Annotated in this window: 19 protein-coding genes and 2 pseudogenes; all 21 read left to right on the top strand. The window is 45.9% G+C overall.

The genetic code is table 11. From position 1 onward, the window contains the following. Positions 1-801 (top strand): annotated as a pseudogene (locus ACT3T7_RS17575) (hypothetical protein); the annotation flags it as partial. A gap of 13 nt (positions 802-814) precedes the next feature. Next, positions 815-1,273: an oligosaccharide biosynthesis protein Alg14 gene (locus tag ACT3T7_RS17570; protein ID WP_444631801.1), complete on the top strand. Its 459-nt coding sequence runs from the start codon at positions 815-817 to the stop codon at positions 1,271-1,273. Further along, positions 1,270-1,758: a glycosyltransferase gene (locus ACT3T7_RS17565; protein WP_444631799.1), complete on the top strand. Its 489-nt coding sequence runs from the start codon at positions 1,270-1,272 to the stop codon at positions 1,756-1,758. Before ACT3T7_RS17570 ends, ACT3T7_RS17565 begins: the two co-directional genes overlap by 4 nt. Before the next feature lie 10 nt (positions 1,759-1,768). After that, complete coding sequence (locus ACT3T7_RS17560) at positions 1,769-2,872, top strand: glycosyltransferase family 4 protein (RefSeq protein ID WP_444631798.1); 1,104 nt, start codon at positions 1,769-1,771, stop codon at positions 2,870-2,872. 30 nt (positions 2,873-2,902) lie between these two features. Next, positions 2,903-4,288, top strand: a complete 1,386-nt coding sequence (locus tag ACT3T7_RS17555; protein WP_444631797.1) for an undecaprenyl-phosphate glucose phosphotransferase — start codon at positions 2,903-2,905, stop codon at positions 4,286-4,288. Positions 4,289-4,507: 219 nt separating this feature from the next. Continuing rightward, a pseudogene (locus ACT3T7_RS17550) lies at positions 4,508-4,711 on the top strand (NAD-dependent epimerase/dehydratase family protein); the annotation flags it as partial. A 177-nt stretch (positions 4,712-4,888) separates the two neighbouring features. Further along, positions 4,889-6,154 (top strand): O-antigen ligase family protein, encoded by a 1,266-nt coding sequence (locus ACT3T7_RS17545; RefSeq protein ID WP_444631796.1) that lies wholly within the window; start codon positions 4,889-4,891, stop codon positions 6,152-6,154. 180 nt (positions 6,155-6,334) lie between these two features. Next, complete coding sequence (rfbB, locus tag ACT3T7_RS17540; protein ID WP_444631794.1) at positions 6,335-7,402, top strand: dTDP-glucose 4,6-dehydratase; 1,068 nt, start codon at positions 6,335-6,337, stop codon at positions 7,400-7,402. A gap of 38 nt (positions 7,403-7,440) precedes the next feature. Beyond that, complete coding sequence (rfbD, locus tag ACT3T7_RS17535) at positions 7,441-8,334, top strand: dTDP-4-dehydrorhamnose reductase (protein ID WP_444631793.1); 894 nt, start codon at positions 7,441-7,443, stop codon at positions 8,332-8,334. 31 nt (positions 8,335-8,365) lie between these two features. Further along, positions 8,366-9,250: a glucose-1-phosphate thymidylyltransferase RfbA gene (gene rfbA / locus ACT3T7_RS17530; protein ID WP_444627919.1), complete on the top strand. Its 885-nt coding sequence runs from the start codon at positions 8,366-8,368 to the stop codon at positions 9,248-9,250. Beyond that, a complete protein-coding gene (rfbC, locus tag ACT3T7_RS17525) occupies positions 9,250-9,804 on the top strand; it encodes a dTDP-4-dehydrorhamnose 3,5-epimerase (protein ID WP_444631792.1) in 555 nt (184 codons plus the stop codon). Before rfbA ends, rfbC begins: the two co-directional genes overlap by 1 nt. Before the next feature lie 318 nt (positions 9,805-10,122). After that, positions 10,123-10,533 (top strand): DVU3141 family protein, encoded by a 411-nt coding sequence (locus tag ACT3T7_RS17520; protein ID WP_444631791.1) that lies wholly within the window; start codon positions 10,123-10,125, stop codon positions 10,531-10,533. Next, positions 10,533-12,284: a polysaccharide biosynthesis/export family protein gene (locus tag ACT3T7_RS17515; protein ID WP_444631790.1), complete on the top strand. Its 1,752-nt coding sequence runs from the start codon at positions 10,533-10,535 to the stop codon at positions 12,282-12,284. Before ACT3T7_RS17520 ends, ACT3T7_RS17515 begins: the two co-directional genes overlap by 1 nt. A gap of 118 nt (positions 12,285-12,402) precedes the next feature. Continuing rightward, the gene (locus ACT3T7_RS17510; RefSeq protein WP_444631788.1) at positions 12,403-13,212 is read left to right on the top strand and encodes an ABC transporter permease; all 810 of its coding nucleotides are present in this window, start codon (positions 12,403-12,405) and stop codon (positions 13,210-13,212) included. 3 nt (positions 13,213-13,215) lie between these two features. Then, a complete protein-coding gene (locus tag ACT3T7_RS17505; protein ID WP_444631787.1) occupies positions 13,216-14,313 on the top strand; it encodes a chain-length determining protein in 1,098 nt (365 codons plus the stop codon). Between the two features lie 411 nt (positions 14,314-14,724). Further along, a complete protein-coding gene (locus tag ACT3T7_RS17500; protein ID WP_444631786.1) occupies positions 14,725-15,453 on the top strand; it encodes a phosphoribosyltransferase in 729 nt (242 codons plus the stop codon). A 562-nt stretch (positions 15,454-16,015) separates the two neighbouring features. Next, positions 16,016-17,404, top strand: a complete 1,389-nt coding sequence (locus ACT3T7_RS17495) for an MBL fold metallo-hydrolase RNA specificity domain-containing protein (RefSeq protein WP_444631784.1) — start codon at positions 16,016-16,018, stop codon at positions 17,402-17,404. 139 nt (positions 17,405-17,543) lie between these two features. Beyond that, a complete protein-coding gene (locus tag ACT3T7_RS17490; RefSeq protein WP_444631783.1) occupies positions 17,544-18,653 on the top strand; it encodes an ABC transporter ATP-binding protein in 1,110 nt (369 codons plus the stop codon). A 179-nt stretch (positions 18,654-18,832) separates the two neighbouring features. Further along, positions 18,833-22,288, top strand: coding sequence for a capsular polysaccharide export protein, LipB/KpsS family (locus tag ACT3T7_RS17485; protein WP_444631782.1), 3,456 nt, complete (start codon positions 18,833-18,835; stop codon positions 22,286-22,288). A gap of 14 nt (positions 22,289-22,302) precedes the next feature. Further along, on the top strand, positions 22,303-23,391 hold the full coding sequence (locus tag ACT3T7_RS17480) for an acyltransferase (RefSeq protein WP_444631781.1): 1,089 nt from the start codon (positions 22,303-22,305) through the stop codon (positions 23,389-23,391). Continuing rightward, positions 23,391-23,791, top strand: a 401-nt coding sequence (locus ACT3T7_RS17475; protein WP_444631779.1) for a hypothetical protein, incomplete at its 3' end; no start/stop codon positions are given. The genes ACT3T7_RS17480 and ACT3T7_RS17475, both read left to right, overlap by 1 nt.

The raw sequence follows: 23,791 nt of genomic DNA, 5'->3' as shown, positions 1-23,791 counted from the left end.
CTAGGTATATTTGGGCTTGGCGAAGCTCAGTACTCGAGTGGCATAGGCGGTAAAGGCTACATTATCGCGGGAAATGAAATGAGCTATCTGATGCTAGCATCGGCAAGTATTATTCTTGTCTATGTTGCTGAGAAAAAAAGAGGAGGGCTTCTCTTTATTGTTTTCCTTGTATTACTACTGTTCTTCTTAATGAAGGCAACAAAAGCTGCTATGCTTGGTATTTTCTTGGTGTATCTGTGCGCACTAATTTATAATGCTTATTTTAAAGTTCATCGGCTACCTGCTATCTACATGCTTGCATTAATAGGAGGAGGGGCTGTTACGTTTCTTGGTTACTATTTTGCCCAAGCCTCAGGTTTACTTGATCGCATGCTATTTTTATATATTCTGCATGATGGTTTTTGGGGAGCTCTATTGAGTGGACGCGTAGTATTCGTACAAGACGCTTTTCATCATGTCATCAGTAATTTTGGTTTTTTTGATGTTTTTTTTGGTGTGGGGGTTGACCAGTTCCGATTTATTACAGGTTCGATATCTGAGATTGATATAGTGGATGTTTTTGTTGCATTTGGTGTGATCGGCCCTCTTCTATTTTATTTTCCATGGTTATTGGGAGCTATATGGTCCTTTGAGTTAATGAAAAGCATTCCTCGGCATGGTTTTTGTTTCATTTTACTAGTTATCATTATTGTTGGTGTAAGCGTTACGGCAGGTCATGTAGTTAATTCAGGAATAGCATCAAGCACTACTGCTTTCTTTTTAGCTTATTTATACATTATAAAGAAGAACGCTAACAGTTAGAGAGGGATATGATATGAAAATTTTGTTTGTTGCTTCTTTTGGTGGGCATTTTATACAATTAAAGCATCTTTACGAGAAAATTAAAAAAGCAGTCGATCAAGATGTCGTTTATGCATTTGCAGTGACGGAGAGAGACGTAAAGCTAGAAGAAGAGATGGCATATTATTTTCCAAATGTTCACCGTAAAAGCAGTATATGTAAAATCATTAGCTCGGTTTGGAAAGCATTTGGAATTTTGTCCAAGGTAAAGCCTGATGTAGTGATATCTACAGGCGCATTGCCCGGTTTAATTATGTGTTGCGTTGCCAAAATTATGGGTAAGAGAACGATATGGGTAGATAGTATGGCTAATTGCCAGAAACTCTCTTTTTCTGGTGGTATAGCTAAGTATGTTTGTGATATATGCTTAACCCAATGGGAAGATGTTTCTAAAAAAAATAAGCGCGTTCAGTACTGGGGGAAAGTATTGTGATTTTTATAACAGTTGGAACTCAGTTACCTTTTGATCGGCTTTTAAATTATTTTTCTGAATGGCAAATAAAGGTAGGTTATAAAGGAGAAGTGGTTGCTCAGATAGGCGAAGATAGTTTGTTTATTAGTTCAAATATGAAGCTATATAAAAAACTTTCGATGGATGAGTATTATCTGTGGTTCTGTCGAGCAGACTGTATTGTTTCTCATGCTGGAATAGGCAGTGTTTTATCGTGCCTGGATCACAATAAAAAGGGAGTGTTTTTAGCTAGAAAATGCTCATTATCAGAGCATCGAAATGATCATCAATTAGATACTGTTAGCGCTTTTTCTAATCAGTATCCCGCATTGAAGTTCTGTATGGAAAAATTAGCATTTCAAGATGGATTGAATGAGCTTGTTAATGAGGAAAGCCCGCAAGTAATCCAGCCGAATTCTAATGCTAGTGATTTAGGAAAAAAAATTTCCTTTTATTTGGGTTTTTAGGAGCCTTATAGTGAAACGCTTGTTGCTCTGGACAAATATGTACCCTTCTCATAAGGCTCCTTATTATGGCACTTTTGTACACTCCACTGAAAAAGCTTGGAGAAAAGTGCTGGGCGAGGAAAATGTTGAGTTAGTGGCTATTAAAGAGAAACCTAATGGAGTGTTAAGTAAGGTTTGTCTTTACGCAGGTTTGTTGTTAAGATGTATAGCTTCTTTGTTTAATAGTTCGAACAGCACTATCGTGGAGATTCATTATCCAGTTTATTTTTTACCTGTTATATGCTTGATCAAAGTGCTAAGGGTAAAAAGATATATTGTTTTACGTTTTCATGGGTCAGACTTGAAGAAAATAAATGATGTGCCTTTCTTCTCTTTGTTGTTTAAATTTGTTAAAAATGAAGTGCAGCTCTATGTTGTGCCTTCAGATTATTATCGTGAGAAATTAAGTAAAGAGCTTAATTTGCCAATTGAAAAAATAGTTAAAGTTTATCCTGATTGTGTTGGAGGCGAAGAATTTACAAGCGGTGAGAATAAAAAAGCATATGTTAGTGAAGTGGTCTTTAATATAGGCTTTGTGTCCCGTTTAGAACCCATGAAAAATTGTCGAGAATTAATTGAGGCTTTCGCAAAATTACCTATTCCTAATGCATGTTTAACAATCATTGGTGATGGTTCAGAGCGTCAACAGCTTGAGGCTTTAGCTCTGAAACTTGGGTTATCTTCTCAAGTTAAATTTCTTGGTGCCATTGAACGTAGAAAACTGCCATTTTATATGGAAGAGTTTTCTGTTTTCGTTTTTCCCTCTATTTCTGAGACTGAGAGCTTTGGTTTGGTGGCCTTGGAAGCACTTTCTTGTGGTATTCCCGTTATTGCAAATAAAAAATTAGAAGCAGCATCTGAATATCTTCAAGATGGTAGAAACGGTTTTTTTTACGAGAAAGGGGTTGATGGACTAGCTCAGGCTATTGAGGGTTTTTATCAATTATCGCATTCTTCAAAAATTGAACTATCTTCTGAGGCGCGGAAGGTGCAACAACAATTTAGCTACTATAATGTATTTACTTCTGGAGTAAATAGCATCTTAAGTCGGCAGCAAAGTGATACAAACTGCTAATGCTTGGAAAATTAGCTAAGGATGAGCGAGATGGGTAAGTCACAAGCAATGACTTTTTCGGAGCGTTACCCTCCACAAGTCGTTTTTCCTTTTTTTGATATATTTGCCATTCTTGTCGGTGGTATTATGGCATTTAGGATGCGCTTCGGTTCTTTGCACCTTCATGAACGCTATGTTTTAGCATTAATTTGTATAGCTTTGCTGGTGCTGGTTATCAATAGTATGTCAGGAAGCTATCAGCGTTGGCGGATCACTCCTATTTTTCAAATGCTGGCGAGGCTAACGTTTGTATGGGGTATAGTCGCCATTACAGCTGCTTCTCTTATATACTTTTCACATGCAGCAGATCGATATTCCAGGCTGTGGATAGGTCTTACACTCGTTATTTCCCTTTTTTTAGCGGGAGGAGCCCGTCTTCTTGTACAACTGGCATTGCAGCATACACGTTTAAACGGTGGTGCACGGCGCCCCGTATTTCTGGTGGGCCCTGACAGCAATGTGCTGAATGTCGCCCAAGGTATACGTAATTCATCTTGGGAAGGGCACTCAATTGCAGGTGTCGAGCGTCTTAGAGGGCCGTTAACACAAGAGGATATAACGTGTATTGCTCAGCGCATTAATGGATCTAGAGCGCGAGAGGTCTGGATTTGTGTGCCACTAGAAATGGGCGAAACCGTACATGCTCTATTCTATGCGTTAAGAAATCATACGGAGGATATTCGTTTAATTCCCGATTTTAAAGACATGCGCTTGTTGAATCATCGCACGAGTGAAGTGGCTGGTCACTTAGCAATTGACTTAAGTGTTTCTCCAATGAGCGGTATGGCACGTTTTTTTAAACGCGCAGAGGATATTGTACTGGGTACACTCATTACGCTAATAATTTTACCCGTCTGTGCCGCTATTGCCGTGATCATTAAAATCACATCGCCAGGGCCTGTCTTGTTTAAACAGTACCGAACTGGCTCAAGCGGTAAGGTTTTTAAAGTATATAAATTTCGCTCAATGAAGGTCCATGAGGAAAAGCAAGGTATAGTGACTCAAGCGACCAAGGGCGACAGTCGTCTTACGTCGATAGGTGCTTTCCTGCGTAAAACCTCATTAGATGAGTTGCCGCAATTTTATAACGTGTTGCAAGGACGAATGTCGATAGTTGGTCCACGCCCACATGCACTCGCCCATAATGAGTATTACAAAGAGCTTGTAGAATCCTATATGCGGCGCCATAAGGTAAAGCCCGGTATTACGGGCTGGGCGCAGGTCAATGGATTAAGAGGTGAAACCGATACGCTGGAAAAAATGCAAAGGCGCGTTGAATACGACTTATGGTATATCGATAACTGGTCTATCTGGCTGGATTTGAAAATTATCTGTATGACGATTTTTAAGGGATTCAAGCATAAAAATGCGTATTAATGAGATATTGTGATGGTGTTGTTAACGGGCGATGCAGGTTAGATCGGCTCTCATATCGCAGTAGAACTGCTTCATGCTGGCATTGAAGTGATCATTGTCGATAACCTTTGTAACAGTAAACACTGTGTTATCGAGCGCATAGAGACTATTTCGCGGTGCTCGATTTCATTTTACGAGGTCGATATCTGCGGTGTTTTTGGCTTCTGTCTTTGCTAAACAGGAACACCTAATAATCTGATGCCTTATATCAGTCAAGTGGCGGCGGGAGTGCTTCCACATGTCACGGTTTTTGGTAATGACTACCCAACTCTGGACGGTACCTGCATGCGTGACTATCTGCACGTTGTCGATCTCGCCAAGGGGCACTGCGCCGCGTTGCGCGTATTGGAGACGCCAAGGGTGAGTTACTACAATTTGGGTACTGTATGTGCCCGCGAAACGCATGGGCATATTGTAAGGCCGCTAGCCTAAAAGCGTCACTAGACGTTTGAAAAGCACACATACTTTTCTTGAACGGGTTTTGACTGTGGTAGCATTCGCGCTCTTTCTGCTGCCGTTTATAGCAGCGCTTATCGAAGGGTGCTTGTCTTGAAGCCTGCAATGAATATGCACGAATCCCGTGCGCCTCTCTCGTTTTCCGTGGCTCTAACGGATGTCGCTGTTTTTCTACTGGTCAGCATTGCGCTCATTATTCCTAGCGGTTACTCATTAGGTGCCGCTGTTTTATTGCTAGCGGGTCTTTACTTATTGTTGCGTTGGCACCTCCCAACGCTTGCTCGCGAAGACTGGCTGATTGTGGCAGTGTTATGCGCTTATGCACTAGTCGGCATGGCCGAAGCGTTATGGGATGGTCAAGGCAGTAGCGGCATCGATAAGCCTGTACGCTTTATATTGGCCGTGCCTGCACTATGGTGGGTGTTACGCTACCCGCCCCATTTAAGTGTTGTGTGGGCCGGTATTGCGTTAGGAGGGATAAGCGCAGGAAGCTGGGCAGGCTGGCAAAAACTGGTCGAAAGCATTGATAGAGCGCAAGGATTCACACACGTTATTCAGTTCGGCAATTTAAGTATGCTGTTAGGCGTGCTCTGCCTGGCGGGGTTGGGGTGGGCGCATGTCCAGCGTCAGCACCGTATACTTTGGATAACGCTGCTCTTTGCCGGTTTTTTAGGTGGTGTGCTTGGGTCGCTTTTTTCTGGTAGCCGTGGCGGCTGGGTCGGTTTCCCTATCGTTTTACTTATACTCTACCGCGCTTACGGAAGCCTCTTTGCTACCTGGATGAAGCTCGCCATTGTTGGCGCTGTTATAGCAGCGGGTCTGACTGTTTACTTGATCCCTCAAACAGGTGTTCAGGATAGGGTGCACTACACCTTTTACGATATTAATAATTATATAAGTGGTGAGAGCCGCACTAATTCGTTAGGTGCCCGCTTTGAAATGTGGCGGGGCGCCAGTCATTTAATAATGGAAAAACCACTCACAGGGTGGGGTACGCAAGGCTACGTACAGGCAATGCAAACACTGGGCGAACAAGGGGTTATTGACCAGCAGGTTACCCAGTATGGGCACGCGCATAATGAATTTATAGACGCGTTTGCAAAGCGAGGCGTACTTGGCTTGGTCGTGCTGTTAGCGCTTTATCTAGTACCCATGCGCTTATTCGCCAAACAAATAAATGCAAAAGATTTAGCGACGCGTGCGGTTGCAACGGCGGGCGTGCTGCTACCGGTTACCTTTATGGACTTTGGATTATCGCAAGCATTTTTAACGCATAACAGCGGCGTAATGATGTACGCGTTCTTGCTGGCTGTGCTCTGGGGGATCTACGCTAATCAAACGCAAATGGCCCGTCAGGCACCAGTGTCGTAATCGGGATTCTTGCCACTATTACAAAGTGTGCTGGTTACAAGCCTGCGCCTAGCCTCCCAAGCACTTGGCTTTTTATATCTATGTGTCGTTGCTAAAGAGCCTGCATGCCAAAATATTTGGCTTAAAGCGCAGGCCCATGCATAGCGGTGAATCATTAAATTGACCTTTTGTGAAGAAACTATGTCTACGAAAACTTTTTTAATAACAGGCGGCGCGGGCTTTATTGGCTCGGCGGTTGTGCGAGCACTTATCAAAAAGACCGATCATGAAGTCGTCAATATCGATGCGTTAACCTATGCCGGTAATTTAGAGTCGCTAGCAGCGGTTGAAGGTAGCGAGCGCTACATTTTTGAGCAGGCCGATATTGGCGATGCATCGCGTATGGCGGCTATTGTTGAGCGCCACCAGCCGGATGTGATGATGCACTTGGCAGCAGAGTCGCACGTAGACCGCTCTATAGACGGCCCAGCGGCGTTTATCCAAACCAACATAGTGGGCACTTACACGCTATTGGAAGCGGCTCGCCATTACTGGAAAGGCTTGCAAACGAGCGCGCCGGAAAAAGCTTCGGCGTTTCGCTTTCATCATATCTCGACCGATGAAGTGTATGGCGATTTGGAAGGCCCGGAAGACCTCTTCACCGAAGAAACCCCGTATGCACCCAGCTCACCCTATTCCGCCAGCAAGGCAAGCTCGGACCACCTGGTGCGTGCCTGGCACCGCACCTATGGCCTGCCGGTACTGGTAACCAACTGCTCCAATAACTACGGGCCATACCACTTCCCTGAAAAACTGATCCCGCTGATGATTTTAAACGCCCTGGCGGGCAAGCCGTTGCCGGTATATGGCAATGGCCAGCAGGTGCGTGATTGGCTGTACGTAGAAGACCACGCCCGTGCGCTGGTAAAGGTCGCGACCGAGGGCATGGTAGGCGAAACCTACAACATAGGCGGCCATAACGAAAAAGCGAACCTTGAGGTGGTCGAAACCCTGTGTGATTTACTGCAGGAACTGGTGCCCGCTGAGCATCGTTACCGCGATTTGATCACCTTCGTACAAGACCGCCCAGGCCACGACCTGCGTTACGCGATTGATGCCAGAAAAATCGAACGCGAACTTGGCTGGCGCCCGGAAGAAACCTTTGAAACCGGGCTGCGCAAAACCGTTCAGTGGTACCTTGATAACCGTGCATGGTGGCAGCGCGTGCAAGACGGTAGCTATCAAGGCGAGCGGTTGGGGAGTTTGTAACCCCGCTCACGGATCACTGTGACCTATAGGGTTTGGGTATGAATATTTTCGTTACCGGCGGCAATGGCCAAGTCGGGTTTGAACTCCAGCGCCAGTTGGCAACGTTGGGTAATGTGTTGGCACCCGGCAGAGCGGCGCTGGACCTTTCCGATGCCAATGCGGTTGCGGCGTACTTGGCAACGCATCAGCCCGATGTAGTGATCAATGCGGCGGCTTATACGGCAGTGGATAACGCTGAATCCGACCAGGCAATGGCTGAGCGCTTGAATGCGGCGCTGCCCGAGCAGTTGGCTGAATACTGCCAGCAGCAATCCAAATGGCTGATTCATTACTCTTCCGATTATGTATACACCGGCCAAGGCAGTGAGCCTTGGCAGGAGAGTGACACCACCGGGCCGTGCAACGTCTATGGCGCGACCAAGCTTGCCGGTGACGAAGCGGTAATGAATAGCGGCTGCCAGCACCTGATCTTTCGTACCAGTTGGGTCTACAGTGCCTTTGGCAAAAGCTTTTTAGCCACCATGTTGCGCCTAGGGGCAGAGCGCTCGGCGTTAAGCATTATTAATGACCAGGTAGGCGCGCCGACGCCTGCGCGTTTGATCGCGCTGATAACGCAGCAGGCGCTAACGAGGCTGCTAAGCGAAGGTGCCACCCTGGCAAGCGGGGTATACCATTTGGCACCGCGTGGCGAGACCAGCTGGCATGGCTTTGCCTGTGAGATTTTTAAGGCGGCAAAGCAGTGCGGTTTACCGCTGGTCATTACGCCGGACGGCATTTCGGCTATTCCAACCACGGATTACCCGACGCCCGCTGCGCGCCCGCTGAACTCGCGGCTGTCCGTTGATAGGCTCGAAAAAGCGCTAGCAGTACAGCTGCCGGATTGGCAAAGCCAACTGGCTCTGACCGTGGAAGAAATAGCCCGCTCGCGTTAACCGCGCAGCCATGAGCAAGGAGCAAAAAACGATGCAACGTAAAGGTATTATTTTGGCAGGAGGCAGCGGTACACGCTTGCATCCAATTACACGCGGTGTTTCAAAGCAGCTACTGCCTATTTATGACAAGCCGATGATTTACTATCCCATTTCGGTGCTTATGTTGGCCGGGATTCGGGAAATTCTGATTATCTCTACGCCTGAAGATCTTCCTCAGTACGAAAACCTGCTGGGCGATGGCAGCGCGTTCGGCGTACGTTTTGAGTACGCGGTGCAGCCAAGCCCGGATGGCCTGGCGCAAGCGTTTTTGATCGGTGAAGATTTTATTGGTGATGCGCCGGTCTGTTTGGTGCTGGGAGATAATATCTTTCACGGACAGCACTTTTCGGACCAACTGAAACGGGCTTCTGCGCAGCAAAGCGGTGCCACTGTGTTTGGCTATTTAGTAAAAGACCCCGAGCGCTTTGGCGTGGTCGAGTTTAATGATGATGGCAAGGCGGTCTCCATTGAGGAAAAGCCTGCCGAGCCCAAGTCGCCCTATGCCGTTACTGGCCTCTACTTCTACGACAACGATGTGGTGGACATTGCCCGCCAGGTGAAACCTTCAGAGCGCGGCGAACTGGAAATTACCAGCATCAATAACGCGTATCTTGAGCGTGGCGACCTGCGTGTTGAGCGCCTGGGGCGCGGTTTTGCATGGCTGGATACCGGCACGCACGATAGCTTGCTGGAAGCCAGCCAGTACGTACAAACCATCGAGCACCGCCAAGGGCTGAAGGTAGCCTGCCTGGAAGAAATTGCCTGGCTGCAAGGGTGGCTGAGCGATGCCCAGCTGCGCGAAAGCGCGAATGCACTGTCTAAAACCGGCTATGGTCAGTACCTATTGACGCGGCTGGATGCCAAAGGGAGCCTGTAATGCAGATTGAAGAGACCTCGCTGCCCGGCGTGGTAGCGTTAACGCCCAGGGTATTTGGCGACGAGCGCGGCTTCTTTATGGAAAGCTTTAATCAGAAGGCGTTTGAAGAGGCCACGGGCTGCACGCGTGAATTTGTGCAGGATAACCACTCGCGCTCCCGCCAGGGTGTACTGCGTGGCATTCATTATCAGTTAGAGCAGCCACAGGGCAAGCTGGTACGCGTGGTGCAGGGCTCTGTGTGGGATGTGGCGGTCGATTTGCGTAAACACTCGGCTCACTTTGGGCAGTGGGTAGGCGTTGAGCTTTCCGCTGAAAACAGCCGCCAGCTGTGGGTGCCAGAAGGCTTTGGTCATGCGTTTGTGGTGCTGTCTGAAACAGCGGATTTCCTCTACAAAACCACCGACTTCTACCACCCTGAATCTGAGCGATGTATCCGTTATGATGACCCGGACCTGAACATTCGGTGGCCAGAGCTACCGGTACCCTTTGCGCTATCTGAAAAAGACCAAGCAGGCAGGGCGTTGAAAGCTGCAGAGGTATATGGCAAGCCATAGTAGATAGGCTCTATTTATGTGGCGCTGCACATAAAACCACTCTGGCGATCAGAGTGGTTTTTTTAAATCTAATTATTTTTTATTACTCATTTGAACTTCAATAGTCCATTCGGCGATTACATTAACCCTTTTTGGGGATAAATATAAAATGAATAGGCTCACAAATAGTCTCAAGAGTAGAGCCAGGCCTGCTAATCCCTTACAATGCCTGAGCATTTAAATAGCAATGATTATCAAATTTTATCCGCACAGCGTTGGGCAAGGGAATGCGCCCGTTACAATCCCTGGGCGGTAGCGTGCCTTTTTTGGAAAATTATTATGCCAAATACCTCATTTTTAATAGCGCGACCGGCCCGCATGCTGCTGGCCGCGTTAAGTATGGTCGTCATCAGTGGGTGCGCCACAAGCTATCCTTCCGGCAGCGCCTCTGAACAGCCGCGCTATGTCCTTAATGATGACTCCGCAAAACCCATTCTTGATGAAAGCGTGAATGGCTTTCTGGACCAAACGCCTGCCGGTGGCGTTATCAGCGTGGCTGCAAGCCCGTGGGGCGACAATGTTGAAATTGTGGCCGACGAACCCTACCTGGCAGCCAGTGGGCGTGAATGCCGCCGCCTACAAGTGATTGGCATGAGTGGCGAAGCTCGCCGCGCACTGGTATGCAAAGCATCGTCAGAAGAGTGGGTAAACCAGCGAGTCATAACGCAAACGGCAGAAGGGCGCCTTTAATGAATCTCTTTGAAGCATGCAAGCGCGCTTGCCTATCGAAAGCGCTGACAACCGTTTCGCTCGTCTGTTTGATCGCGTTCAGTGCGTCGGCCTCCGCCCAGGTTATCAGCCTGCCGGACGACACCCTCTCAGGCCAGCGCAGTAGTCAGGGGGCATCGTCTCAAGGCCAGCAGGGGCAGCAGCAAGGCCAGATAGACGACATGCCCCGAGCCGACTGGCGCAGTGGCACTTATGGCCCCATTGCCACACCACCCCGCGACCCGGATGCGCTGCCCCCCTTTGGGTATAACCTCTTCACCGGTGGTTTTCGTGGCGCCATGGGCGATGGCCTGAACGCCGACTACCGCATTAAACCAGGCGACCAGGTCACCGTGCGTGCCTGGGGTGCTTTCGAGTTAGACCGCGTGTTGCCGGTTGACGCCCAGGGCAACATCTTCATCCCAGGTTCCGGCCCCTTAAATGTAGAAGGCCAGAGTAGCCAGCAGGTCGATAACAGTGTTCGCCGTGCGATTACCTCGGTATATCCTGACAACGTAGAGGTTTACACCAACCTGCAAGGCGTCCAGCCCGTCGCCGTTTATGTCACAGGTTATGTGCAAAACCCTGGGCGCTATGCCGGTACGCCCGATGACTCGCTGCTCTACTTTCTAGATCAGGCAGGCGGGATCGAACAAGACCTCGGCAGCTACCGCCAAGTGCGCGTAATGCGCAACGATCGCCTGGTTGCAACGGTGGACCTTTACGACTTTTTGCTTAACGGCACCATTGCGCGCCCGCAATTTCAGGATGGCGACACCATTGTTGTGGAAGAGCGCGGCCCAGCGATTGCCGTTATTGGAGACGTGCACCGCGAGATGCGCTATGAGCTAACCAGTAACACGCTTAGCGGCGCCGAGCTTTTAAACCTGGCGCGGCTGAGAAGCGGTGTATCCAATGTGCTGCTGCGTGGTCATCGTACTGATGGTCCTATCGCTCAATATTTCCCCATTGATATGTTTGCTGGACAAACGATTCGCAGTGGCGACGAAGTCACCTTCACTGCCGACCAACGCAATGAAACCATCGTGGTTGAAATAGAAGGCAGCTACTTTGGGCCTTCATTCTACGCCTTGCCGCGCAATGCTCGCCTAAGTGAACTGCTTGATGCCATTGCCGTGCCACAAGGACTTACCGCTGTTGAAAGCGTTTCCCTGCGCCGTGAAAGCGTGAAGGAGCAGCAGGAACAGGCGCTGGAAGACAGCCTACGCCGCCTGGAAACCACCTACCTGGGCGCCACCTCACGCACCGACGAAGAAGCCCAAATTCGCCTGCGTGAAGCCGAGCTGATTGAACGCTTTATTGAACGGGCAAGCGACCTTGAACCCAGTGGCCGCCTGGTAGTCGCGCAAGGCGGCAAGATTTCGGATATCCGCCTGCAAGACGGCGATGTGATCACCATTCCGGAAATCAGTGATTCGGTTCTGATCAGCGGTGAAATCGTGGTGCCCCAGGCCGTGGTGTATCGCCCTGGCATGAGCGTTATTGATTACGTAGAGGGTGCCGGTGGCTTTACCGAGCGCGCCGATGAGAGCCAGATTCTACTGGTGCGCCAAAACGGTGCCGTGGAACACGCGCGTAATTCACCGCTGCGCCCAGGTGATGAAATCCTCGTAATGCCCAAGGCACCGGTACACAACTTACAGCTGGCCTCTACGCTTACCCAGATCCTCTTCCAGATCGCCGTGACCACGCGCGTCGCGCTGGACCTGTAATGAGTGATTGGTGAGTCGCTAAGGGGTGCCCTCGTAGCGCGAGGCACCCGCGAAAGGCGGCACCCGCACATGCAGAAATTCATGACAAGCAACACGCACTTTAAGGCGGCACCCCGTCATGGCTGAAACACAAGCAACACGCCGGGGCGCACGCACGTCCTGGCAAGTCACCCGCAGCGTGTGGTACGCCATGTTCATGCGCGAAGCTATTTCACGCACCATGGCCGACCGCATGGGCTGGTTCTGGATGATCTTCGAGCCGTTTGCCCTGGTCGCTATTATGGTCGGCATCCGCAGCTTTATTCGTGGTGATCGGTTAATCGTAAATGCCCCCTTTATACCCTGGATGATTGCGGGAATGATGGGGTTCTTCCTGGTAAGGGAGGGCATGTTGCGCGGCATGGGGGCGATTGAAGGTAACAGGGCACTGTTTGCTTATCGCCAAGTACAGCCCGTAGACCCTGTTTTAGTTCGCAACTTCCTTGAAGGGATGTTACGGACCTTTATTTTTTTACTGTTTATTGCGGGCGGCCTGATGCTGGGGTTGGATATATACCCCGATAACGCCATCAGAGCCATGGCTGCATGGCTATCGCTTTGGAGTCTAGGAGTGGGCTTAGGGCTAGTAACATCTGTAGCCTCCTCTCTAGTGCCTGAAGTGGGCAAAGTAATTCGAATGCTTTCATTGCCTCTATTGATTATCTCGGGCGTCATGTTTCCGCTTAATCAAATGCCGCACTGGCTGCTTGAATACTTAATGCTTAATCCGATTCCCCACGGATTAGAAACCCTGCGGTTAGGTTTTTTTGAAAACTATAAAACCATTCACGGTACCAGCATGCTCTATTTTTGGATGGTAACCCTTACGTTGAACGCGCTAGGGCTATTAATGCACCTGCGCTTTGTTGACCGATTAAAGGCCCAATAACCCATGCCTGTTTCGTTACGTCGTTTTTTTAATAAATCGCCCCAGTGGGCCATCGCTATTTTGGCGATTTTGCTTGTGTCATTTTACTGGTTTGTATGGGCGCAAGAACGTTATGTTTCCTATGCCACGGTAGTGCTTGAAAGCCCCCAGGTGGCCACGCCGGAATTTAACCTGTCATCGCTAATGGGAGGCGGTGCGGGTAACACTGCCGACCTGCTCCTGCTACGTGAGCATTTGCTTTCAGTCGATATGCTGCGCCTGCTTGATGAGCAGCTTAATGTTCGTCAGCATTACAGTGAGCACGGCGATTTTTTTGCCAGGTTGCGTAATCCTGATGTACCTATTGAAGATTTGCATAAATACTATTTGCGCCGAGTGGATATAGAGCTGGATGAATATGCGGGCGTACTCAATATTCAAGTGCAGGCTTATACCCCAGAGTTTGCTTACGATATGGCATCGCTACTACTAAAAGCGGGCGAAGACCATATGAACCAAATGGGGCATCGTTTGGCGGATGAGCAGGTACACTTTTTAGAACGCCAAATGGTAGGCCTGGAAGAGCGCTTTAGAGAAACGCGTGTCCAGTTACTTGAGTTTCAAAACGAATATGGCCTGGTATCGCCCACCGCCACGGTAGAGGGGATTAATCAGGTCGTCGCATCCCTGGAAGGCGACTTGGCACGCATTCAAGCACAGCGTAATGCACTGGCAAGTTTTCAAAGCACACAATCCGCCGAGTTACGCCAGGTAGAACGGAACATTACGGCGCTGCGCGATCAAATTGAGGAACAGCGTGACCGCTTGGCCCAGGCCACCGGAAACTCACTTAACCGGGTTTCATCAGAGTACCAAACGCTAGAGTTACAGGCTCAGTTTGCCCAGGAAACCTACTCAAACGCGCTAGCCGTATTGGAAAACACCCGCCTGGAAGCGGCGCGTCAGCTTAAACAGGTAAGCGTATTACAAAGCCCGCTATTTCCTGAATACCCCACTGAACCCAATCGACTTTACAACAGCAGTGTCTTTGCCATCATCACCATTTTCCTCGCCTTTATCTTCAGCATGATTCTCATGATCGTAAAAGATCACCGAGACTGATAGCGGTGAAGGGTGAAGGGTGAAGGGTGAAGGGTGAAAACCCCGAGTAGCGCGTGGTAACGCCTTGCGAGGCACGAGCAAAAGGCACCCGCGAAAGGCGGCGGAACGGCGCCCCGGATGCGCCCCAACGCTCAACTCCGGCACCGCTTCGCGCTGCTCTCGCGGGTGCGCTGCGCTTACCACGCGCTACAAAATACCAACCCTGCTGGTTGTGTAGCGCGCGGTAACGCCTTGCGAGGCACGAGCAAAAGGCACCCGCGAAAGGCGGCGGAACGCCGCCCGAATGCGCCACCAACGCCCACCACACGCATCGTGGCACGGGCCAAAATATACACGCTGACTTGGACCGACTAACGCAAATCTCCAAGAAGTACATTGTGTACATAAGGCAACGAACTGTGGGTAAAGACAATGGATAGGGTATACGCCTTCCCGGAAGGGGCTAAGCACTTTCATTGTTTTAACGATGATAATGATATAAAGCAGCATCCGGACTACGTAACTGCGAAAGCTGGTAACCCTGATGCTGCGTTACAGCTTGTAGAGGAGTTGGCTCTTGAGTTTCTAGCATCGCTCAATGGTGAGTTTCCTGAGGATGCTATTTTTGTTTCTCCTTATGCCAAGGAAGCCGCTGGTGATAATGCGATACCACTCATGCTTTCACTTTTATGTGCTGAAGTGTGTGGGGGTACCAGTGAGACAGATATTGTCCAGCTGCAAAGAGTGTTTCATACCGGCGCAGACCCCATGGAAAGGCTAATCTCAAGGCCCTCATTTGAAGGAACTGTGGAGCAGGGTGGAAAATATGTGCTTGTCGATGACGTGACCAGCATGGGGAGCACATTGGCAGAGTTGGCTAATTACCTGTTAATGAACGGCGGAAACGCAATTGGGTCTATACTGCTGGTAAATGCTGGTCGATCAACAAATTTTCGCGCAGTAAAAAAGCATATCCAATTATTGGAGGAGCGCTTTGGTGATGAAATCAAAAATATCTTCGGAATACAAACCTCAGCCCTCACCGCCAACGAAGCAAGTTATCTCGTCGGCTTTAGAACCGCTGACGAGATCCGAAATCGATGCGTTAAGGCAGAAAAAGAAACAACTAAGCGGTTATTATCAAAAAATTATTCAAGCTAGGGTCGCTAGTGGGCGCTAAGCGCGCTAGTAGATGTTAGGCACACCTTCGAGTAGCGCGCGGTAACGCTTTGCGAGGCACGAGCAAAAGGCACCCGCGAAAGGCGGCGGAACGACGCCCCGGATGTGCCCCAATGCCCAACCCCGGCACCGCTTCGCGCTGCTCTCGCGCCGGGCCGCCGCTGCGGGTGCGCTGCGCTTACCACGCGCTACAGGTTATCTAACGCCTTGATTATTCAAACGTAGCGCGCGGTAACGCTTTGCGAGGCACGAGCAAAAGGCACCCGCGAATGGCGGCGGAACGACGCCCCGGATGCGCCCCAAGGCCCAACCCCGGCACCGCTTCGCGCCGCTCCTGCGCCGGGCCGCCGCTGCGGGTGCGCTGCGCTTACCACGCACTACAGGTTATCTAACGCTTTGATTATTCAAACGTAGCGCGCGGTAACGCTTTGCGAGGAACGAGCAAAAGGCACCCGCGAAAGGCGACGGAACGACGCCTCGAATGCGCCACCAATTACTACCTGGCTTCGGTGAAGCCCCCTGACAACACCTAAAAAGGCGCCACATGCTCGATATTATTCATCACGGCGGTGCAACAGGCGTTACTGGCAGCTGTCATCAGCTCATACTGAATAGCGAACACTCACTACTCATCGACTGCGGCCTCTTTCAAGGCGAAGACGCGGAAGAAGACAGCTTCGAACAGCTCCAAATCGAATTTGATATCAGCACCGTACAGGCGCTTGTCATCACCCACGTACATATCGACCACGTAGGGCGGCTGCCTTATTTGCTGGCAGCCGGGTTCAAAGGCCCGATTATCTGTTCAGAGCCTTCTGCCAAGCTACTGCCTCTGGTCATTGAAGACGCGCTAAAAATTGGCTTTACCCGCAACACACAACTGATCCAACGTTTTCAGGAACAGCTGGAAAAGCAAATTGTTAGCGTGCCTTACAAAACATGGCACCGCATCGTTGAAGATGAAAACGGCACCACCCGCATCAAGCTCAAACGGGCAGGGCACATATTAGGCTCTTGTTACGTTGAAGTAGCGCACCAGGCGGCGAATGGCGAAAAAGAGCGTATCGTCTTCTCCGGCGACTTAGGCGCCCCCCACGCGCCGCTGTTACCCGCGCCTACATCGCCCCACGGCTGCGACCAGCTAGTGTTGGAAAGCACCTACGGCAACCGCACCCACCCGGACCGCCGCCAGCGCCGCGCCGTTTTAAGAAAAGCGATAGAACAAGCGCTAGCTAACGGCGGCACGGTGATGGTGCCCGCCTTCAGCATAGGCCGTACGCAAGAACTGCTTTACGAACTGGAAGGCATTATTCATGAAGCCAAAAACAGCCAGTGGAGCACGCTCGAAATTATCGTCGATTCGCCCTTGGCTGCCCGTTTCACAAAGGTGTACCGCGCGCTAAAACCCTACTGGGATGATGAAGCCCAAAAGCGGCTAAAAGGGGGCCGCCACCCGCTCAACTTTGCCAGCCTCTACACCGTAGAAAGCCACACCGAACACGAGCAAACGGTTGAGTATTTAGCCAAAACCGGCAGGCCCGCCGTGGTGATAGCCGCCAGCGGTATGTGCGCAGGTGGACGCATTATGAACTACCTAAAAGCCATGCTAGGCAATGCCCGCCACCAAGTGCTGTTTGTTGGCTACCAAGGCGCAGGCACCCCAGGCCGCGCTATACAGCAATATGGCCAAGGCGGCTGGGTAGAGATCGATGGCCAGCGTATCGACATTAACGCAGGCGTTACCTCCATCAGCGGCTACTCCGCCCACGCCGACCAAAACGACCTGCTAAACTTCGTAAAGCGCATGCACCGCTGGCCCCATACCATCCGTTTGGTACACGGCGAACCAATTGCCCGCACTGCGCTCAAACATAAGCTTGAGAACCTCTATCAACAGAAAGGCAGGCAGGTGAATGTCATCAGCGCCGATTAACCGACGCTTAACTCACCGTTGCCAGTAGCGCGTGGTAACGAGCGAAGCGAGGCACCCGCAGCGGCGGCCCGGCGCGAAAGAAGACGCCCTGCGGCTTCCCAAGGTGCTAGTTTGAACCATCAATGGCCTCTAAAACCCAATGATTGAAATTCGTAACCTCTACAAGCGCTACCACAATCACCACGGTAGTGATTGGGTACTCAAAGACATCAATCTCACCATTCCCAAAGGGATCAGCGTTGGACTGATAGGCCCCAACGGCGCGGGTAAATCAACGCTACTACGCCTGATTGCCGGTATGGATACACCGGATAGGGGCGAAGTTATTAGGCATACACGCGTTTCTTGGCCGGTAGGGCTTTCAAGTGGCATGCAAGGTAATATGACAGGGCGGCAAAACGCCAAATTCGTCGCGCGTGCTCAGGGGCGTAGGGAGGATTTGAAAGAGATCATCAAATTCGTAGAAGATTTCGCTGAGATAGGTGGTGCGTTTGATGAGCCCGTACGCACTTACTCATCAGGGATGAAATCACGTTTATCATTTGGGTTGTCCCTTGCGTTTGATTTTGATGTATATATTTCCGATGAAGCTACTGCTGTGGGAGATCGTTCATTTAAAGCAAAAGCGCAAGACTTGTTTAAAAAACGGATAGGCAAGTCTTCTCTAATTATGGTTTCACATAGTGAAGGCATATTAAGAGATTTGTGTAAAGCTGGCATTTACTTAAAAAATGGCGCTGCTATTTGGTACGACAACATCAGTGAAGCTATTGCTGAGTATCATCAAGATACTGACGACAAATCAGCACTTCATGAATTAAATGAAAAATCGTTCGTTATAGATTCTAAAACGTTAAGTAATGATCAGATTAATGCAATACAACAAGAACTGAAAAATATTAAACCTAAAGCTGGAGGATTAAACATTTTGCTTCAAAGAGCAAAAGAAAATAATTGGTCAAAAGAAGACTTGAAAGTTATTAATAAAGCTCATGTTCATGCAAAAAAACGGGTTACCGAGCTTAATAATATTATAGAAGCAACTCCAGAATCTATTATTAAAGCAGCTAGGGGAGAGGTGGCAAAATTTGACCGTACAGTGCTTGGCATAGAGTACAGTCTTAATTTAGCGTTAGAACAAAATTGGCCTAAAAATGAAATTGCCGTACTAAAAAAAGCCAAAAAATTGGCTTATTTGCTAAAAAGTGAAAAAGAGGCAATGCTGGAAGATGTTGAAGAAAACTATTAATAGTGGTTAGTTAAGCCAAAAACGGTGTCGCACGTTTAATATATTTAAAACCTCGTAAATAAGATTAAAGTCCATTAAAACTCTAAAAACTAATTTTGTTCGGTAATTTTTAAGATTGCACAGCAAAAAAAGTTAAAGTTTTTAACTTTTGAAAATTAACTTTTGAAAAGGAAAACCAAATGAGTAAATTAACAAAGCTAATCAAGCATCCAATTAAATTTTTTGAAGATTCAGCTAAGAAGAAAAAAGAAATTTCTAAATTGGCAAATGTTAAAAATCCAGTTTTTGCTTTTAGAATTAACGATTGGAAAAGGCCAATTATCGAGTCTTGGATGCCAGACAAGACATTTATCTATATTCCATTTAAAACCAGCGAAGCTTTGCTAGAGAAAAAATGGCTTCCACTTATCGAAAAAACCAATAATGCTGAAATTTTGGTTTGGGGGATGAACTTACCTGAGTCTATCGCAAAAACTACCAAACCGATTAAGTATGTCGAAGATGGATTTATTCGTTCTGTCGAACTCGGTTCGAAACATGCTCCCCCATTATCCTTAAATTTTGATAATAAAACCCCTTATTTTAATTCCTCTAAAGAATCTGATCTTGAGAAACTACTTTCGAATTATGATTTCGAAGAAAATACAGAATTGATGGTTAGAGCAAAAGAAAATATAAGTAAAATTCTTGAAAGCGGTATAAGTAAATATAACAATGGAAAAAGATGTATAGCAAAAGATATATATGGAGAAAAAACTCAAAAGAAGAGAGTTTTGGTTATTGGTCAAGTCGAGGATGATGCGTCGATCTTGTATGGGTGTTCAAAGCAGCTTAATAATAATGATGTCGTGCAACTAGCAGTACGTGAAAACCCTGAGGCCGAAGTATATTATAAACCACACCCCGACGTACTCCATAGCAACAGGAAAATGCTGTCCAATCCTGATGATGTGAAAAATATATGCAAGCTGATACTGGATAATATTGCCATATCAGATGTGCTGGGAACGGTTGATCATGTATATACTATAACTTCACAAGTTGGCTTTGAAGCTTTGCTTAGAGGGATAAAGGTTACAACACTAGGATGTCCCTTTTACTCAGGTTGGGGTTTAACCGATGATCGTGAAATTTGCGAAAGAAGAAATAGGACTTTGACAGTCGAGCAGCTTTTTGCGGGAGCTTACATTCTTTATCCACAATACTTTGATCCGATAGATAAGAGTGTATGCGAAATTGAAACTGTTATAAATCATATAAACCTAATACTAAATGCCGCAGACCGGCAAAAAATTAAAAAGGCGCCAAAAATAATCAAAGAGCCAGCTAGCGTAAATACTTTAGGCAATAAAACTGATAAAAAAGTAGCAGTGAAAAACAATACAGTTGCAAAATCTCAAAAAACCTTTAGCGTAGTACCTACTTGGTATAAGCCTTCAATCGGACAAGAGCTTAATGCAAAGTTAGATTTATATGATACATTATATTTATATGTCCCATGGGTAGCTGAACACACAAATGCTTTAATAGATAAAATTGAAAAAACAGGAGTGCCGATCGCTCCTCTAGATTTTGTTAATGATCTTCCCAGTAATCGACGAAACGTTGGTAAGTTTGCTAGAGAAAATCCAATTCTTTATAGAAAGATGATTTTAAGAAGGCTGGTTCAGGTAAAACATAAGATTAAAGGCGTGGTCCTAACATTTGATTGGTTCCCAGCTATGCGCTTAATAGCTCATTGCTGTAAAGATTTAGGCATACCTGTAATACTAATTCCGCATGAATCAGTCTTTGCTGATAAAAAAACATACTATTATGATGTTGTAGCGCATGCTAGTTTACCCATTTCTGATGTAGTTTTAGGGTGGGGAGATTTACAAAAAGAAATTTTTGTCGAAAGAGGTTACCCTGAAGATAAAATTATAACAGTTGGTGCTCCTAAGTTTGACAAACATTTTAATTATGAACCAAAATTAAAGCGCGATGAGTTCTGCAAGATATATGGTTTATCAAACAAAAAGATTATTCTTTTTGCAACTCAACCTTTAGATTCTCAGTTTGATACATCAGTTGCATTACAAGCTCAGCGGCAGGCAATTTGGGATTTGTCCGATTTATGTACTAAATACGATTATCAATTACTGATTAGGCTGCCGCCAGCTCAACATACTATAATAAACGCAGCCATGAAACGCGCTATAGATTCCTCCGATTATATGGCAATCGACGATGCGAGTTGCTATTTAGTAGATCCTGAAGAAGCTATCTTTCACTGTGATATAGTAGCATCAATCAATAGCACTATGCTCTTTGAAGCATTGCTGTTAGGAAGAATGCCCTTATCAACTAAATATGTTTCATTCGAACAAATTTGGGACAATTGCAAGATTCCGGTTGCAGTAGATAAACAAGGTATCGATGCGATTATTGAAAATTATGAACAAAATGGATACACGCCTGATAGAGAGGGTATGGCTTGGGCTAAAAAATATCTTTCTGTAGGGCACTTTGATGGGAAAGCGAGCGAGCGCATTTCTCATTATCTTTGGGAGTTTATGAACTCAAATAATGATCCCGTCAAGTTTGATGATAATGTTTCATCTATAATAATAAATAAAAAAAGAATAGATATTGTCGGTATTCCCTCCACACAAGCTGTTCTAATGGGTATACAAAGCTATCTATCAGATATGCTTTTAGCTAATAAGATTGTTAGTACTAACAAAGCAACTGAAGGTATTTCTTCTTTAATATCTGTTGATTGTTTTGCACAGTGGGGAATTACAGAATCCAAAAATAAAAGTGAGCAGCGTTTAGCGGCTAAAAAGCTCTCTCGACCTCTGATCTTTATTGAGGATGGCTTTCTAAGATCTATGGCAATTGGTTTATCGGGAGAAGCTGGCTTATCAATTATCTTGGATGACTTAACTTCTTATTATGATTCGACAAAACCATCAAGAATGGAAATGCTACTTGAAGATGGTGAGGAGCTAACTTCTGAAGAACTAAGTAGGGCTAACGCTGCAATTAATAGAATAGTCTCTAATAAGCTATCAAAATATAACCATGCTCCTAATATTGAACTTAGTATTGGCTCAAATAATAAAAAAGTACTCCTCCTCGATCAGCGATTCGGTGATCAATCTGTTATCTCTGGTGGAGGAAATGAAGATAGCTTTCATTTAATGTTGCAAGACGCAATCAGCAATAATCCAGATGCTGATATTCTTATTAAGCAGCATCCTGATGCAATCACTGGTGGTAAATCAAGTTATTTTAATAACGATAAAATCGCCTATACTAAGCATATGAGTAACGTCTATTTGATTAATTATGATATAAATCCACATAGATTATTCGATATTGTTAATGAAGTTTATGTCGTGACTTCAGGTATGGGCTTTGAAGCTCTTCTTGCTGGGAAAAAGGTTCATTGCTATGGTTTACCTTTTTATTCTGGGTGGGGTGTTACAGAAGATGTTCAGAAAATTGAAAGAAGAACGAGGAAACGCTCAGTAGAAGAAATATTTTTTGTTTCTTATATTTTACTCTCAAGGTACTACAGTCCAATATTAAATAGACAATGTAGCCTTGAGGAGGTTCTAGATTATTTTATTAGCAATGTTAAACCATAATAAGGATATTCATAATGAAAATAAACGAACTCGTATACGCAATGGAAGATAAAAATAATAAAAATAAGGCTTTTAATGAGTTTTGCTTTTATACTGAAAATCGCTATGGAGTCTTGAAAAAATTTGAAATTGCAATTATATTTCACTATCAATCAATGCGTAACCCCAAAAAACTACTTATTACTGATACTCTAAATAATAAGGTAATGCCTTTATTAAAAAAAAATCATCATATAAAGCTTGAGCATACATTATTAAATTCCAAAGAGTTGCAAAATATGCGCTCAGACGACCTTAGCGGCGGAGTTTGCAATATAAGCAGTAAGGATAGTTTTTTACAAATATCAACATTGTTAATAAAACATAAGCCAGTAAACTTTTTGTTACATTTTGAGTATGATTTTTTGTGTTCATTAGATAATTTAAATCTGTTTTTATTGTTACAACGCTATTTTATTAGCGTTAATGTATTAGAAAATGAAGATGTATTTATATCTTTCGAGCTACGATCTAAGCCAGAGCTCAATAAAAAGCTAATCGTTGAAGACAACTCCCAAGAATTTAAGACTCTAGAAATTGATAGTCGTGGCGAGAATAATTTTGTTTATTTATCGCCTGGTGTAAAATTACCAAGTGTTAAGTTAAAAATACAAGGTTCAAACAATTTCATTATGATCGGGACTCAATCAGAAATTAAGGGCAAGCTTCACATACAAGGAGATAATTCAAAAATTTTAATTGGTAAAAGAAATTATTTTACAAATAATGAAGCTCGCCTTTTTGCTCAAGAAAATAACATGGTTATATCGATAGGAGATGATTGTCTCTTTGGAAAAGTTCTATTTAGAACTTCTGATAGCCATAGCATTTTTACTAAAGGTACAAGAGATAGAATAAATCCTGCAATAAGTATAACTATTAAAAATAAAGTATGGATGTCGGAAGATATAAAGGTTTTTAAGGGAGTTTTGATAGAAGATGGAATTATAGTTGCAGCCAATTCGTTAGTTACTAAAAGTTTAACTGATTCTTTTTCGATATACGGTGGAAGTCCAGCTAAGGTAATAAAAAAAGATGTAGAATGGTGTGAGGAGAGAGTCTAATGAATTTTGATATAAATAATATAAATGTTTCTTCTAGGTCTAGATTGCATTTTGTGGATAAGGTTATTGACTTAGTAAGTTCAAAAATAGATTGTCAAGCTAAGATTTATGATCGCGGGCAACCATATAATAAGAATGTCCAGTTTCTTAATGGATGTATACCTTTAAATGTATCGATTGATAAGTTTAAAAAACCTAACGTTGGTGCGCCTATATATATTACAAAACATATAAAAGCGTATGCGGTTGGCAACACTTCCATTATAGCGTCTGATGGTTATTTATCAAAAGATAGCATTCTTAATAAACGATTTTTTAATGAAAGAGTTTTGAAAAAAAACGGTGCAGAAAATTTTTCTTTAAACTTTAATCATAGACAAGCAAAGAGATTAAAAGTTAA

The organism is Halomonas sp. 111 (assembly GCF_052379685.1).
GTDB lineage: Bacteria > Pseudomonadota > Gammaproteobacteria > Pseudomonadales > Halomonadaceae > Vreelandella > Vreelandella citrativorans.
Note: the sequence above shows the minus strand (reverse complement) of the source record. Positions and strands in the feature narration are given on the sequence as shown.